12 protein-coding genes are annotated in these 14,734 nt (G+C 71.3%); 2 read left to right on the top strand and 10 right to left on the bottom strand.

Annotation, left to right across the window (positions count from 1 at the left end):
- Positions 1-24: 24 nt before the first annotated feature.
- The 7 genes from Apa02nite_RS23130 to Apa02nite_RS23160 are packed head-to-tail and all read right to left on the bottom strand — an operon-like array spanning position 25 to position 5,528.
- On the bottom strand, positions 25-594 hold the full coding sequence (locus tag Apa02nite_RS23130; RefSeq protein WP_203826846.1) for a nucleoside/nucleotide kinase family protein: 570 nt from the start codon (positions 592-594) through the stop codon (positions 25-27).
- Positions 591-989, bottom strand: a complete 399-nt coding sequence (locus tag Apa02nite_RS23135; protein ID WP_203826847.1) for a PPOX class F420-dependent oxidoreductase — start codon at positions 987-989, stop codon at positions 591-593. The genes Apa02nite_RS23130 and Apa02nite_RS23135 overlap by 4 nt, the downstream gene beginning before the upstream one ends.
- Entirely contained in the window at positions 986-2,098 is a 1,113-nt protein-coding gene (locus Apa02nite_RS23140; RefSeq protein ID WP_239164500.1) for a sulfurtransferase, read from the bottom strand. Before Apa02nite_RS23140 ends, Apa02nite_RS23135 begins: the two co-directional genes overlap by 4 nt.
- Positions 2,095-3,021 (bottom strand): ABC transporter substrate-binding protein, encoded by a 927-nt coding sequence (locus Apa02nite_RS23145; protein ID WP_203826848.1) that lies wholly within the window; start codon positions 3,019-3,021, stop codon positions 2,095-2,097. Before Apa02nite_RS23145 ends, Apa02nite_RS23140 begins: the two co-directional genes overlap by 4 nt.
- Entirely contained in the window at positions 3,018-3,734 is a 717-nt protein-coding gene (locus Apa02nite_RS23150; RefSeq protein ID WP_203826849.1) for an ABC transporter ATP-binding protein, read from the bottom strand. The genes Apa02nite_RS23145 and Apa02nite_RS23150 overlap by 4 nt, the downstream gene beginning before the upstream one ends.
- A 19-nt stretch (positions 3,735-3,753) precedes the next feature.
- Entirely contained in the window at positions 3,754-4,503 is a 750-nt protein-coding gene (locus Apa02nite_RS23155; protein WP_203826850.1) for an ABC transporter permease, read from the bottom strand.
- Entirely contained in the window at positions 4,500-5,528 is a 1,029-nt protein-coding gene (locus tag Apa02nite_RS23160; RefSeq protein ID WP_203826851.1) for an ABC transporter substrate-binding protein, read from the bottom strand. The genes Apa02nite_RS23155 and Apa02nite_RS23160 overlap by 4 nt, the downstream gene beginning before the upstream one ends.
- Positions 5,529-5,912: 384 nt before the next feature.
- Here Apa02nite_RS23160 and Apa02nite_RS23165 point away from each other — a divergent pair, with 384 nt between their 5' ends.
- A complete protein-coding gene (locus Apa02nite_RS23165; protein ID WP_203826852.1) occupies positions 5,913-6,881 on the top strand; it encodes a glycosyltransferase family 2 protein in 969 nt (322 codons plus the stop codon).
- A 1-nt stretch (position 6,882) separates the two neighbouring features.
- Here Apa02nite_RS23165 and Apa02nite_RS23170 read toward each other — a convergent pair whose 3' ends face one another.
- Genes Apa02nite_RS23170 through Apa02nite_RS23180 form a run of 3 tightly spaced genes read right to left on the bottom strand, consistent with a single transcriptional unit; the run spans position 6,883 to position 12,422 of the window.
- Positions 6,883-9,141, bottom strand: a complete 2,259-nt coding sequence (locus tag Apa02nite_RS23170; protein ID WP_203826853.1) for an FdhF/YdeP family oxidoreductase — start codon at positions 9,139-9,141, stop codon at positions 6,883-6,885.
- Positions 9,142-9,195: 54 nt separating this feature from the next.
- Positions 9,196-10,389 carry a DUF1444 domain-containing protein gene (locus Apa02nite_RS23175; protein WP_239164502.1) on the bottom strand — a complete coding sequence of 398 codons (1,194 nt, stop codon included), beginning with the start codon at positions 10,387-10,389 and terminating at the stop codon, positions 9,196-9,198.
- Positions 10,390-10,427: 38 nt separating this feature from the next.
- Positions 10,428-12,422 carry an MDR family MFS transporter gene (locus Apa02nite_RS23180; protein ID WP_203826855.1) on the bottom strand — a complete coding sequence of 665 codons (1,995 nt, stop codon included), beginning with the start codon at positions 12,420-12,422 and terminating at the stop codon, positions 10,428-10,430.
- A gap of 95 nt (positions 12,423-12,517) precedes the next feature.
- Here Apa02nite_RS23180 and Apa02nite_RS23185 point away from each other — a divergent pair, with 95 nt between their 5' ends.
- Positions 12,518-13,657 (top strand): SDR family NAD(P)-dependent oxidoreductase, encoded by a 1,140-nt coding sequence (locus Apa02nite_RS23185; protein WP_203826856.1) that lies wholly within the window; start codon positions 12,518-12,520, stop codon positions 13,655-13,657.
- Positions 13,658-14,734: the final 1,077 nt, after the last annotated feature.

The following is a 14,734-nucleotide window of genomic DNA, read 5'->3' on the forward strand; positions in this document are numbered from 1 at the left end:
CCCGCTATCCTGCCCCGTGCGCGGTCAGGGTTCCTCGTTCTCGATGATCAGATCGGCGTGCGCGCGGACCTGGTCGGCCGCGTAGAACGCGTCCTCGTGCGCCGCCCACCGTTGCCAGTGCGGGGCATAGGTCTCACCGTCCCTGGCGAGGGCGCGCCGCTTGCGCAATCCGGTGGAGCTGTCCAACCAGACAACCCCGATCTGGTACGACCTGAGCACCGTCGCCCCGGCACCGACCCCCTCGACGACGAGCCACGCGGCGTCGGGCACCGGGTGTTCCTCGGCGTACTCGCCGGCCGCCCAGTCCCAGCGCCGCCACGCCGCGGGACGGCCCTCGGCGAGCGGCTCGAGCACCCGGTCGCGCAGTTCGGCCACGCCCTGGTCGAGGCCGTCCCAGCCGGCGTACAGGTCGTCCATGTGGATCAGCGGTGCGCCGAGACGTGCCGCGATCGCCCGGGCCAGGGTGGTCTTCCCGGAGCCGGACCGGCCCTCGACGGCGAGCACCCCGCGCTCCCCCGCCGACGGCTGCCGCTCGCCCGCCCAGCCGGCCACCCGGTCCACCGCGGCCGCCAGCCACGTCGCCTCGCCGGTCATCCGATGTGCCGGACCCGCTCGGGGGTGATCCGCAGGACCACCCGGTCGTCCTCCTGATCGGGATCGGTCACCACGTGGGCGGCGCCGGTGTAGCGCCGGGCCAGCTCGTCGACCAGTGCGTGCGGGTCCTGGCCCGTAACCCGGGCGCGGCCGCGGATCTCGGCGTACCGGGCCGGCGCGGCCCGGTCGTGCAGCAGCACGGTGACCCGCGGGTCACGGCGGATGTTCGCCACCTTGCGGCGGCCGGCCTTCGTCGCCATCAGCAGATCCTCACCGTCCCAGCCCACCCACATCACCGACAGCTGCACACTCCCATCCCCCTCGGCCGTCGCCAGCACCGCGAACTCCGGCCGCTCCAGCAACTCCCGCACCTCCGCGCCGAGCCGGACCGTCATGCGGCGCTCCCGGCCCGGCCCAGCTCCAGCGGCAGCGCGGGGTCGGCCGACCACTCCTCCAGCGAACCGTCGTAGAGCGCCACATCGGACCGCCCGACCACGGCCAGGGCCAGTGCGACGACGGTCGCCGAGATGCCCCCGCCGCAGTAGAGCCACACCGGCGCCGGGTCGTCGACCAGGTCACCGAGCGCGGCCCGCAGCTCCGGCTCGGGCAGGAACCGCCCGTCCGCCCCGGTCAGCGACCGGGCCGGCAGGTTCCCGCTCCCCGGGATGTGCCCCCGCCGGCTGTACCGCGTCGGCACCTCCCCGGCGTAGGCCTCAGGGTTGAGCGCGCACACCACCGTCGCGTCGACGTCCCCGGCGAGCCAAGCCCGCAGTTCCCCCGCACCCACCCATCGCCCGCCCTTGGCCCGCACGGTGATCCCGCCGGCCCGGCTGGCCCCCAGGGGTGTCTCGAGGGCACCGAGAGACCCCTCAGAACCAGCCGAAGCCCCGCGCCCGCCCGCACCCGGGAGGGCAGCGGACTCGCGGTCCCGGCTGGCCCTGACGGCCCCTTCGGGGCCGGCATAAGGGCCCCCAGAACCAGCCGAGGCCCCGCGCGTGCCCGCCACCTCGCGGTCCCAGCTGGCCCTGACGGCCCCTTCGGGGCCGGCATAAGGGCCCCCAGAACCAGCCGGGGCCTCGCGCGTGCTCGCCACCGGGAGGGCGGCGGACTGCCAGGCGGGGAGGCCGCCGTTGAGGACGTAGGACTCCAGGCCCAGCCAGTCGAGGAGGTACCAGAGGCGGGCGGCCCAGAGGCCACCGGCCCGGTCGTAGGTGACCACCGGGATGCCGTCGCGGACGCCCAGGTCGTGCAGGGCGGCGGCGAGGGCCTCCGGGGATGGGGCCGCGAAGTGGTAGGGCGCGGCCGGGTCGCTCAGGGTGTGCAGCAGGTCGGCGTGCCGGGAACCGGGGATGTGCGCACGCCGCCACCCGGCCAGCCCCGACACCGAACGGTGGTCGCCGTCGTGGGCGGCCGGGGCCAGCTCGACCGTGGCGTCCAGGATGACGATGTCGCCGTGCTGACGTCGTACCTCAAGGTCTTGCGGAGAGAGCAGCGGACCGGTCATCGCGGAGCGGTCTGGACCGGAGCGGACGTCGCGGGGGTGACGGCCTGGCGCCAGTCGAAGGCCGCCGGGAGGATGTCGTTTTTGATCAGCCAGTCGGTGTACGGCGTCATCAGGTCCCCACGGATCTCGCCCCAGCGACCGCCGTGCCACCAGGTCGGCGCGATCAGTTCCAGCGACCGGGCCAGGATCGGGCGCGGGAAGTACGGGATGACGTGGTCCAGGATCTCCAGGGTGCCGGCCGGGTCGTCGGTGGCCGCGCGGTAGCCCCGCTCGGTGACCTCGAGGAACGTCGCCAGCAGGGCCGGGTCGGTGAGCGCCGGGCCGGTGCCGAGCAGGTAGCTGTGGTAGGGCGGCGCGCCGATCTCGTCGACCGGCCAGACGATCCGCTGCTCACCCGGCAACTGGGCGAAGAGCGCGTCCCAGGCCCAGTACCCGCCGAACGTGGCGTCCACCGCGCCGGCCGCGATGTCGTCGACGCTCAGCTCACGGTGACCGCTGTCGATCAGCACGACCGCGTCCGGGTCGCCGCCGTCCGCGGTGATCAGGTGCCGGACCATCGCCACGCCGCGCGGGGTCGGGTTCAGCGCGAGCCGCTTGCCGGCCAGGTCGCGGGGCCGGGTGATGCCGCGACCGGCCACCGTCTGGATGGTCTCCATGCCCCGGTGGTTGACCGAGGCCACGCCGTGCACCGGCTGCCCGGCCGCGCTGCGGACCAGCAGCCGGTTGGTCGGGAAGACGCCGAGGTGGACCTCGCCGCGGGCCAGGTGCTCCAGGGTGTCGCCGCGCAGCGCGTCGAAGACGGTGAGCTCGACGTCCAGGCCGGCGTCGCGGTACCAGCCGCGGTGGCTGGCGACGTAGAGACCGGCCGCGTTCGGCCACGGGTGGAAGTACTCGAGCATCACGCGGAGGTGGGTGAGTGTCATGACGGAACACCTGTCAGCAGATCGGTGAGGCGGCGGCGCAGCTTGACGAACTCGGGGTCGTCCACCACCTCGGCACGACGGGGACGGCCGAACGGCACGGTGATCTTCTCGAGGACCGTGGCCGGGCGGTGCGAGAAGACGTAGACGGTGTCGGACAGCAGCAGCGCCTCCTCGATGTTGTGGGTGACGAACAGGACCGAGCGGCGGTTGGCCTCCCAGATGTCCAGCAGCCAGCGGTGCATGTCGGCGCGGGTCATCGCGTCGAGCGCGCTGAACGGCTCGTCCAGGCAGAGCAGCTCCTGGTCGGAGATCAGGGCGCGGAGGAACGCGACGCGTTGCTGCATGCCGCCGGAGAGCTGGTGGGGGTAGGAGCGGGCGAAGCCGTCGAGTCCTACCCTGGCCAGCCACTCTCTTGCGATCTTGCGGTCTTTCTTGCCGGCGATCTCGCGGGCCAGGATGACGTTCGCTTCGATCGTGCGCCAGGGCATGAGGGCCGGGGCCTGGGGCATGTAGCCGATGAGGCCGCGGCGGCCGACCGCGTTTGCACCGTTGATCTCGATGGTGCCGCTTGCCGGCGTCAGCAGGCCGCCGATGAGGTGGAAGAGGGTGCTCTTGCCGCTGCCACTCGGGCCGATGATCGAGACGAACTCGCCCTGCTTAACCGAAATATCTAGATTTTTCAAGACTTCTAGGTCTTTGAAGCCGTGATTCACACCGGCGACCCGCAACGTATCAGGCATGTCGGCGCCCCCGCACGGTGAGCTTCTCCAGGAGCGCGACCAGGCCGAAGATGGCCAGGGCGAGCACCACGACGATGACGATGGCGACGAACATCCGATCGGCCCGGAACGCGGACTTCTGGACGATCATGTACCGGCCGATGCCCTTCTCGCTGCCGAGCCACTCCGAGATGATCGCGCCGAACACGCTGTAGGTGGCCGCGATCTTCAGGCCGGAGAACATCGTCGGCAGCGCGTGCGGCCACTGCAGCTTGGTGAACAGCTGCCGCCGGTTGGCGCCGCTCATCCGCAGGTAGTCGGCGATCAGCGCGTCACTACGGCCCAGCCCGTCCAGGGTCGCGACGGCCACCGGGAAGAAGCAGACCAGCACGATCACCACGATCTTCGGGGCGATGCCGAAGCCGAGCCAGATCACCAGCAGCGGGGCGAGCGCGATGATCGGCACGTTCTGGCTGATCACCAGCAGCGGGTAGACCGCCGCGCGCAGGAACGGGACCAGGTGCAGGACGATCGCGATCAGCAGGCCGGCGGCCACCCCGGCGGCCAGGCCGTACAGGGTGAGCTCGACGGTGGCCAGGGTGTGCGTGGTCAGCGCGTCGCGCTGCTCGATCGCCGCGTCCCCGATGTCCTTGGGGCTGGGCAGCAGCCACGCGTCGATCCCGGAGACCGTGGTGTAGACCTGCCAGCCGGCGATCAGCAGGATCAGCGTGATCGCCGGGGGAAGCCATTTCTTGTACGTCATGCCGCTGGCAGGAAGTCGTTGGTGTAGGCCTTCGCCGGGTCGATCTCCTTGCTGAGCACCTTCTGCGCGTAGAGCCACGCGGAGAAGTCGGTCCACACGGTCGCCTTCTGCTCACCCCAGCGCGCCGCGTCGTCCTGGTACTTCGGGCTCAGCCACTCCTGGCTCTTCCTGACCAGCGCGGCGTCCAGGTCGGGGGCCGCCTTCAGCAGGATGTCCGCGCTCTCCGCGGCGTTCTTGCCGGCGTACGTGTACCCCTCGGAGACCGCCGCCGTGAAGTCCTTGACCAGCGCCGGGTCGCTGCTGATCCGCTTCTCGTTGGTGATCAGGATCGGGGTGTAGAAGTCGAGCGCCTTGTCGTAGTCCTTGACGTACTGGATGTTCAGCGGCGAACCCTTGAGCTCGGCGTTGACCCCGTCCCAGCCGTAGAAGATCCACTCGAAGTCGATGCCCTTCTTGGTGGCGGTGAGGAAGTCGGCCTCGCCCACGTTCACCACCTTGACCTTGTCCGGATCGCCGCCGTCCGCCTTGACCAGCGTCTTGAGCAGCGGCTCCTCGATCGCGCCGCCGTACCCGCCGTAGGTCTTGCCGGCATAGTCGGCGGGCCGGGTCAGGTTGCGGTCCTGGGGCGAGGCGAAGCCGGACGTGTTGTGCTGCAGGATCGCGGCGACCGAGACGAGCGGGGCGCCCTCGGCGCGGGCCTGGGTGAGCGCCTCCTGCGCGCTGACCGCGAACGGGATCTTGTCGGCGGCGACCAGGGCGGCCGGGTCGGCGTCGCCGGGCTGGACGATCTCGACGTCCAGGCCGTGCGCCGCGAAGTAGCCCTTGGCCTGGGCGACGTACAGGCCGGTGTGGTTGGTGTTCGGGGTCCAGTCCAGGGCGACTTGGATCTTGCGCAACGCCCCGCTCGCGCCGGCGGCGGGCGTATCGCCGTTGTCACCGTCGCCGCATGCACCGAGGGCGAGCACGAGCGACGTGCCGGCGAAGGCGGCGAGGAAGCGGCGACGGCTGGTTCCAGTGATGATCATCCGGGCAACGTACGGACGCCGCAACGCCGCCACCAGGAGAAAGTGACTGGCATTACACACTGTTCCCACATATCAGACTGAGTTACTAGGACATGACCGCGCCTTTTGCGGCAATTGTTGCCCGATCGCCCCGGCGCAGTGATCTAAATCGCGCGCCCCGCCTTTTCGAATCACAGGAACGGCACAGCGAATTCGGGGAGATTTGCAGGCCTCGGGCGGTGAAATGTGAACCGACCGGGAACACCTCGTCACCCATTGCTATTTTCCCGCCCGGCCGACCTTTCGGTTGAACGACACCGCCCCGTTCCAGCAGTTCCGCTCGCCTGACCGGTTACGTAGCGTCATCGCCGCCCACCGAGCAGTTTTCCTTGAGGAGCAGCCGACTTGGACCCCTTCGGCAATCCCGCCGTCAGCGTCGTCATCCCCACACACACCGAGCGTCGCTGGGCGTCCCTGACCCGGACCGTCAGGTCCGCGCAGAGCCAGACGTACCCGGCCGTCGAGGTGGTGGTCGTGGTCGATCACAACCCGGCCATGGCGACCCGGGTCCGGGCCGAGTTCCCCGGCGTCACGGTGCTGGAGAACGCGTACACCCGGGGTGCGTCGGGCAACCGGAACACCGGCGCGTTCCACACCCGCACCCCGCTGATCGCGTTCCTCGACGACGACACGGTGGCCGCGACCACCTGGCTGCAGGGCCTGATCACCCCGTTCCGGGACGACCGGGTGGTCGGCGCCGGCGGTGGGATCATCCCGGCCTGGGAGGGGTCACATCCGCGCTGGTGGCCCGATGAGCTGCTGTGGGCCGTCGGGGTGTCGTACACCGGGATGCCGACCAGCACCGCGCCGATCCGCAACGTCTGGTCCGCCAGCATGATCGTGCGGCGGGATGCGTTCCTGGCGGTCGGCGGGTTCCGGACCGGCTTCGGCAAGCTCGGCGACCAGAACCGGCCCGAGGACACCGAGCTCTGCCTGCGGATGAGCGCGGTGAACGGCGGACACTGGATGTACGTCCCGAGCGCGGTGATCGACCACGAGGTGCCGCGGTCCCGCTCGACGTTCCGGTTCCTGATGGCGCGCTGCTACCACGAGGGCCGGGGCAAGGTGCAGATGGCCGGGCTGCTGCCGAAGGAGCAGAAGCTGGGCGCCGAGGCCGACTACCTCAAGCGGACCCTGCCCCGTGCCGTGGCCCGCAACCTGCTGCACGCCACGATGGGGCGCGGGGGCTTCCACGCGTTACGCGCAGTGACCGTGGTGGCGGCGGTGCTGGCCGCCGCGTGGGGCGGCGGCGTGGAGACCATCGCGGGACTTCTGGACACCGGAGCGACAGTTCCGAGCACTCCGGCGGTGTGACTCAACCCATCTTCTCCAACCGTACGATGACCCATTTCGACGTCGGTGTTCCGCTCTCCTCGGCCTGCGAGTCGAGCGGCACCAACGGATTCGTCTCCGGGTAGTACGCGGCCACGCAACCCTTCGGCGTGTCGTACGCGATGAGCCGGAACCGATCGGCCCGCCGCTCGCCGTCGTCGAACTCGGAGACCAGGTTGACCAGCTCGCCGTCGGCGAAGCCGAGCTCGGCGAGGTCGGCCGCGTTGATGAAGACCACCCGGCGCCCGGAGTAGACCCCGCGATAACGGTCGTCCAGCCCGTAGATCGTGGTGTTGAACTGGTCGTGGCTGCGCAGCGTCTGCAGCACCAGCCGGCCCGGTGGCACGGTCATCACCTGCAGCGGGCTGACCGTGAACACGGCACGGCCCTCCGCGGTCGGGAAGGTCCGCGAGTCCCGGGGCGGGTGCGGCATGGTGAACCCGCCGTTGTCGACCTTGGCTGCGTAGTCGTCGCAGCCCGGCACCACCCGGCCGATCCGCTCCCGGATCCGGGAGTAGTCCCCGGCGAACTCGGCCCACGGGATGCCCTGCCGGTCGCCCACCACGGCCTCGGCGATCCGGCAGATGATGTCCACCTCCGAGCGCAGCAGCGGCCCGGCCGGCTCGGACCGGCCCCGCGACGCGTGCACCGCGGACATCGAGTCCTCGACGGTGACCCGCTGCACCACGCCGCCGGTGCGGTCCTGCTCGGTGCGGCCCAGCGTGGGCAGGATCAGCGCGGTCCGTCCCGCGTCGACGTGGCTGCGGTTCAGCTTCGTGGAGATCTGCACGGTCAGGTCGGCGCCGCGCATCGCGGCCGCGGTCACCTCGGTGTCCGACATCGCGGCCACGAAGTTGCCGCCCAGCGCGACGAAGACCTTCGCCTTGCCGTCCCGGAACACCCGGACCGCGTCGGCGGCGTCCACACCGTGCTCACGCGGCGGCTCGAACCCGAACTCGTCGCGCAGCCGGTCGAGGAAGACCACGGGCGGCTTCTCCCAGATCCCCATGGTCCGGTCGCCCTGCACGTTGGAGTGCCCGCGAACCGGGCAGAGCCCCGCGCCGGGCTTGCCGATCATGCCCTGGAGCAGCGCGACGTTGACGAACTCCTTGATCGTGGCGACCGCGTTGCGGTGCTGGGTGATGCCCATCGCCCAGCAGTGCACGATCCGCTTCGACGAGGCGAGCATGTCGGCGGCGGCCTCGATCTCGGACCACTCCAGGCCGGTCGCGGCCAGCACCGCCTCCCGGTCGACCTCGGCGACGTGCTTGGCCCAGGCCTCGAAGCCGACGGTGGACGACTCGATGAACTCCCGGTCGGCGACACCCTTCTGCAGCAGCAGACTGCCGATCGCCTGCCACAGCGCCAGGTCGCCGTTCGAGCGGATCCGCAGCAGCCGGTCGGCCAGACCGATGCCGCCGCCGACCAGGCCGCGGGCCTTCTGCGGGTTGTCGAAGCGCAACAGGCCGGCCTCGGACAGCGGATTGATCGCCAGGATCTTCGCGCCGTCCCGTTTGGCGATCTCCAGCGCGGTCAGCATCCGCGGGTGGTTGGTGCCCGGGTTCTGCCCGGAGACCACGATCAGGTCGGCCTGGTGCAGGTCCTCCAGGGTCACCGAGCCCTTGCCGACGCCGATGGTGCGCATCAGCGCGCTGCCGGTCGACTCGTGGCACATGTTGGAGCAGTCCGGCAGGTTGTTGGTGCCGAACGCCCGGGCGAAGAGCTGATAGACGAACGCGGCCTCGTTGCTGGCCCGCCCGGAGGTGTAGAAGACCGCCTCGTCCGGGCTCGCGAGCTTCTGGAACTCCGCACCGATCAGGGCGAACGCCTCGCCCCAGGAGATCGGCTCGTAGTGCGTGCCGCCGTCGCGGCGGACCATCGGGTGGGTGAGCCGGCCCTGCTTCTCCAGCCAGTGGTCGGTCTGCCCGGCCAGGTCGGCGATCGAGTGCGCGGCGAAGAACGCCGGGCCCGCGGTGTCCCGGGTGCCCTCCCAGGCGACCGCCTTGGCCCCGTTCTCACAGAACTCGGCGGCGTGCCGGTGGCCCTGCGGGTCGGGCCAGGCGCAGCTCATGCAGTCGAAGCCGTCGCGCTGGTTCAGCGAGCGCAGGTTACGGACGGTTTTCCGCACGCCCATCTGCCCCACCGCGTTGGCCAGGCTCAGGCGCACGGCCTGCAACCCGGCGGCGTGGTCAGCCGGTGGACCCACCCGCAGGCGGGCCTCTTCGTCATCGATCGGCGCCATGGGCCCAGTCTGCCTCGCCGACCCGGCCGGGCTCCAGCCGGATCTTCCGATCGGTCAGGCGTATTCCTGGCGCAGTTCGGCCAGCACCGCCGGGGACGGCCAGTCGTCCACCCGGTACCGGGCCGGGGCGAGCAGCGGCTCGGCGTCCAGGCCGACCCGTTCGGCGACCGCGTCCCAGGGCGCCCGGAACTGCGGGCCGGTGTCCGGGTGCACGAACGCGATGGTGTCCGCCTTGGGCAGCAGCGTGCTCACCCCCGCGGTCCACACCGCGATGGTCTCCGGGAGGCCGCCCACCGGCTCGGCGGCGAGCAGGCCGCCGATGTGCACGTCGACGCCGGCCTGGGCGTACTGCTCGGCGAGCCAGTTGGTCTGGCCGTGGTACTCGGTCAGGGCGAGCAGGGTCTCGGCGCGGCGGGCGGAGAGGTGGTGCGCGTGCTCGGGCGGCGGGGAGTACATCACCGTCCGGCCCTGCGGCCCGGCCACGTACCCGACCGGCGACAGGCTCCGCGGCGCCTCCTTGAAGTGCTGGTCGACGAGCGCGTAGAACGGCTCGGCGGTGGCGTCCGGCAACGGGCAGAGCAGCAGCGTGTTGTTGTCCGGGGCGAACGCCAGCACCGGACCGCCGAGCCGCTCGCCGACCTCGGCCAGCCAGCCCGGCGCCAGCAGCAGCGAGGTGAAGTACGCGTCGCCGTCGTCCAGCATGCTGATCAGCGGCTGCCCGCCGGGCCAGTTCTGCTCGAGGGAGTGCCGGGCCATCCCGGCCAGATTGGCCCGGGCGGTGGTGAACACCTCCTCGGCGGAGACGCCCCACTCGTCGACCCGGTCCGGCACCACGTAGGCCATCGCGTCCGGCTGGTCGACGACAACCAGTTCCTTCAGGTACGGCAACGCGGCCCGGGAGATCGGCGGGCGCATGCCGGGCGGGCCGGCGGTGCCGAACGTGACCGGGCGCAGGACCGGGCGGAGCTTCGGGCGTACCGTCTCCCAGTCGTCATGCGGCGGTGGCGCCGCCATGATCCGGACCAGCTTGACCAGCCGCTCCCGGCGCTCGGACGGTGTCGCGTCGGCCGTCTCCCGGAAGATGTTGGCCAGGTAGAGATGGGCCGGACCGGGCGAACCGGTGCGGTAGATCTCGATGGCGAAGTCGTCCGGCCGGTGCACCGCGCGCTCCACACCGGGGGTGCGCCGCGCGACGCGGAGAGCCAGCGCCGCGAATCGGCGCCGGGGCGAAACGAACCGGTCGAGCATTCCCACGGCGGAACCCTAACCGACCCGGCGCGCCGTGTTCAGGCTCGACCGGGGGAACCGGCCGCCGCCGGCTCGTCCACCAGCCGGGTCGCGATGTTGGTGAGCGCCTGGTCGAGCAGCGCGCGGTCACCCGGATCGGTCATCGTGAAGTCCTCCAGCCGGACGTCGAGCCACTCCCGCCAGGCATGCCGTACCCGGTCGAACTGTTCCTGCCCGGCCTCGGTGAGCTGCACCGCGTCACCGTCGAGCCGCGCATATCCGGCCTGGCAGAGGTCGGTGAACGCGGGCTGCAGCACCTCGGCCGGCATCCGGTTGGTACGCGCGATGGTGTCCAGGTCGGCCCGCCCCCGGGCCCGGGTGTGCAGGTGCGTCTGGCCCATCGCCCAGGCCTGCGACGGGTTCAGCCGCCCACCGGAGTCGGCCAGGATCTCCTCCAGGACCGTCCGGTCATGTCCGGCTTTGCGCATGGTGTCACTGATCGCCCGTTCCAGCTGGGCGACCCGGTCGGCGGCGGCCGGCGCCGAGAAACCCTCGCCCACGTCGGTCGCGTGCGAGCGGGCGCCGTCCCGCAACGGCAGCTCCTTGAGGAACCAGGCGATCACGAAACCCAGCACGGCGACCGGAACCACCCAGCGGAAGACGTACCCGATGGTGTCGGCATAGGCCTGGATGATCGGCGCGGCCTGGACCGCGGAGAGTTTGTGCAACGCCGCGGGGCTGGCCGCCGCCGGATCCGCCGCCGCCGGGAACGAGCTGAGCTTGTTCGTGAACAGGGTGCCGAAGATCGCGGTGCCGAACGAGCTGCCCAGCGTACGGAAGAACGTCACGCCCGAGGTGGCCGTGCCCAGGTCGGCGTACGGGACGGTGTTCTGCACGACGATCGTCAGCACCTGCATGCTCAGCCCGATCCCCATCCCCAGCACGAACATGTAGAGCGACATCAGCGCGGCACCGGTGTCCGGGCCCATGGTGGACATCAGCCACAGCCCGAGCGACATCACCGCGGTGCCGGCGATCGGGAAGACCCGGTACCTGCCGGTGCGGCTGACCAGGTTCCCGGCCAGGATCGACGTGGTGAACAGGCCGGCCACCATCGGCAGGGTGCGCACCCCGGAGCCGGTGGCCGAGACGCCGTCGACGTACTGCAGGTAGGTGGGCAGGAACGTCATCGCGCCGAGCATGGCGAACCCGACGATGAAGCTCAGCGTCGAGCAGACCACGAAGACCGAGTTGCGGAACAGCCGCATCGGCAGCATCGGTTCCTTCGCCCGCAGCTCGACCAGGACGAACGCGGTGAGCAGGACGATCGACGCGGTGAACAGGGTGAGGATGGTGGCCGAGCTCCAGGCGTACTGGTTGCCGCCCCAGGAGAGCGCCAGGATCATGCTGGACGCGCCGGTGGCGACCAGGGCGATGCCCGCGTAGTCGACGATCGGGCGGGTGTCGCTGCGGATCGACGGGATGGCCCGGGCCGCGATGGCCAGCACCACCACGGCCACCGGCACGTTGATGTAGAACGCCCAGCGCCAGCTCAGGTGGTCGGTGAACAGCCCGCCCAGGGTCGGCCCGAGCACCGTGGTGACACCGAAGACCGCGCCGAGCGCGCCCTGGTACTTCCCCCGTTCGCGGAGCGGGATGACGTCGGCGATCAGCGCCATCGCGGTGACCATCAGCCCGCCGCCGCCGATCCCCTGGACCGCCCGCGCCGCGATCAGCATGACCATGTCCTGCGCGACGCCGCACAGCACCGAGCCGCCGACGAAGACCAGCACGCTGATCTGGAACACCGTCTTGCGGCCGAACAGGTCACCGAACTTGCCGGCCAGCACCGTCGACACCGTCTCGGCCAGCAGATACGCGGTGACCACCCAGGACATGTGCCCGGCGCCGCGCAGGTCCGCGACGATCGTCGGCAGCGCGGTCGACACGATCGTCTGGTCCAGCGCGGCGAGCAGCATGCCGAGCAGGATCGCCGTGAAGACGATGTTGGTCTGACGCCGGCTCACCACCGTGGCCGTGTCACCGGTCGACATGCCGCCAGTCTTCCCGGCCGGGCGCGCCCAGGTGCCGCGATCGCCGAAAGTCAAAGTAAACTAAGTTGACTTCCGCGTCGGTGAGAGGACTTTCGATGGCTTTGACCGCTTCCAGCACGGTCGGCGACTGGTTGACCCACCCGGCTGGCGGCGCGGCCCTGCGCGCGCTGCTCGGCTCCTCGTTCGAGGAGTCCCAGCTGAACCCGGTGCGGGGGCTGCCGCTTCAGCAGCTGGTCGCGCTCAGCCAGGGCCAGCTGCCGCAGGCCGCCGTCGACGCCCTGGTGCTCCAGGTCAACGACGGCGTCGTCCCGGCCGACGACGCCGCATCCAGCGCCTGGCGCGAGAAGATCACCCCGGGCCGCTTCGCCGGCCAGACCGTGATCGTCACCGGCGCGGCCTCCGGCATCGGCCGGGCCACCGCGTCCCGCATCGCCCGCGAGGGCGGCCGCGTCATCGCCGTCGACATCACCACTTCCGGCCTGGAGGCGCTCGCCGCCGACCTCAGCGCCGACTTGGGCCCTGCCGCCGCCGGCCCGGGCCCTGCCACCCCCGGTTCCGCCGCCGCCGCTGGCCCTGGCGCCGCCACCGGCCCTGGCTCTGCCGCTGGCTCCGGCTCTGCCGCTGACCCTGGCTCTGCCGCTGGCTCCGGTGGCGCGGTGATCACGGTGACCGCGGACATCACCCGCGACGAGGACATCGCCGCGATCGTCGCCGCGGCCGGCCCCCGGATCGACGGCCTGGCCAACATCGCCGGTGTCGTCGACGACTTCACCCCGGCACACGAGACCTCCGACAAGGTGTGGGAACGCGTCTTCGCGGTCAACGTCGACGGCGTCTTCAAGCTCACCCGCGCCGTCCTCCCGGCCATGCTCACCGCCCACCGCGGCGCGATCGTCAACATCGCCTCGGAGGCCGCCCTGCGCGGCAACGCCGCCGGCATCGCCTACACGGCGTCCAAGCACGCGGTGGTCGGCATCACCAAGAACACCGCTTTCATGTACGGCCCCGAGGGCATCCGGGTCAACGCGGTCGCCCCGGGCGGCGTCGCCACCGGCATGCGCCCCACCGACCAGTCCGCGTTCGGCCTGGGCCGCACCGGCCCGTTCCTGAAGCTGATCCCCCCGATCGCCACCGCCGAACACCTGGCCGCCTCGATCACGTTCCTGCTCAGCGACGACGCCGTGAACCTCAACGGCGCCATCCTCCCCTCCGACGGCGGCTGGTCCATCCAGTAGCCACCGCTCCAGCACTCCCGCCGGGCGCACCTCATCAAGATCAAATTCAAGATGTCGTGCGTCCGCCGGGGTACAGACCGCCGCTCCCGCCGGGACCCCTCCAGGCTCCGCTGGCCGCTACGCGTCCACAACACAGAGCCCTCCGGGGCGACGCCCGCGGGTGGTCACGGAAACCCCCGCTCACACCCCACCAGGGGGCAAGCTCCCCTTTCCACAGCCCCAGCCCATCCACAGCCCCCACCCCACCCCGCCCCCTCCCCCACCACACTGTCCAAGGGGGAGCCCCCAGGGAGGGCGGGCTCCGTGCTCCGCCCGGCGCGAAACGACACGACACGGCGCCGCCGTCCGGTTGGTGCCGGCGGTGTTCAACCCGGGAGAGGGCTGCCGGGAAGGGTTGTTCGTTCGGCTCCCGGGGGGGGCGGTGGCAGCACGCGCTTGGTGCTTACGCAGGCGGGCCGGGGCGAGGCACGACGCGGCAGGGCGAGGCAAGACGCGGCGAGGCGCGGCGGGGCGGGCGGGGCACGACGCGGCGAGGCGGGGCGGGCGGGGCGGGGCGGGGCGGGGCGACAAGAGCACATATTCGATGTCGGCGGGGCGTTGGGCGCACATATTCGATGTCGGTGGGGCGCTAGGCGCACGCGTCCGGCTCTGATCGGGCGGCAGGAACACGCATTCGGGGCCGGTGGGGCGGCAGGAACACGCATCCGGCTTGGCCTGGGGCGGTGGCAGCACGCGTTCGGGTTTTGCGGACGTCTGCCGGCCGCGGGAGGGCGGTAGGAGGACGCGATCTCGCTTTGCGGACGGCTATCGCCCACCCGCGGGCGGCAGACGTCCGCAATCGTCGACCGCGGTCCCCTACCGCCCCTTGGGCCATCGGGGCGGATCGATTAATGCCGGACGGGGCCGGGCGACGGCGGGATGATCAGCCGCCAGGGCAAGCCGGGAGGAAAGTGGGCGTGCTCATCAGCCGCTAGGACCGAGCCGCCCGCCAGCACGGACGTCAACCGCCAAGACCGAGACGCCGGCTGGCGCGAACGTCAGCCGTCAAGACCGAGCCGCCCGCCAGCACGGACGTCA

The sequence above is a fragment of the Actinoplanes palleronii genome (assembly GCF_016862315.1).
Classification (GTDB): Bacteria; Actinomycetota; Actinomycetes; order Mycobacteriales; family Micromonosporaceae; genus Actinoplanes; species Actinoplanes palleronii.

What these genes read in the sequence shown, in the direction of transcription:
- Apa02nite_RS23130 (WP_203826846.1), bottom strand. Translation starts at nt 594, where the DNA reads ATGACCGGCGAGGCGACGTGGCTGGCGGCCGCGGTGGACCGGGTGGCC.
- Apa02nite_RS23135 (WP_203826847.1), bottom strand. Translation starts at nt 989, where the DNA reads ATGACGGTCCGGCTCGGCGCGGAGGTGCGGGAGTTGCTGGAGCGGCCG.
- Apa02nite_RS23140 (WP_239164500.1), bottom strand. Translation starts at nt 2,098, where the DNA reads ATGACCGGTCCGCTGCTCTCTCCGCAAGACCTTGAGGTACGACGTCAG.
- Apa02nite_RS23145 (WP_203826848.1), bottom strand. Translation starts at nt 3,021, where the DNA reads ATGACACTCACCCACCTCCGCGTGATGCTCGAGTACTTCCACCCGTGG.
- Apa02nite_RS23155 (WP_203826850.1), bottom strand. Translation starts at nt 4,503, where the DNA reads ATGACGTACAAGAAATGGCTTCCCCCGGCGATCACGCTGATCCTGCTG.
- Apa02nite_RS23160 (WP_203826851.1), bottom strand. Translation starts at nt 5,528, where the DNA reads ATGATCATCACTGGAACCAGCCGTCGCCGCTTCCTCGCCGCCTTCGCC.
- Apa02nite_RS23170 (WP_203826853.1), bottom strand. Translation starts at nt 9,141, where the DNA reads ATGGCGCCGATCGATGACGAAGAGGCCCGCCTGCGGGTGGGTCCACCG.
- Apa02nite_RS23175 (WP_239164502.1), bottom strand. Translation starts at nt 10,389, where the DNA reads ATGCTCGACCGGTTCGTTTCGCCCCGGCGCCGATTCGCGGCGCTGGCT.
- Apa02nite_RS23180 (WP_203826855.1), bottom strand. Translation starts at nt 12,422, where the DNA reads ATGTCGACCGGTGACACGGCCACGGTGGTGAGCCGGCGTCAGACCAAC.
- Apa02nite_RS23185 (WP_203826856.1), top strand. Translation starts at nt 12,518, where the DNA reads ATGGCTTTGACCGCTTCCAGCACGGTCGGCGACTGGTTGACCCACCCG.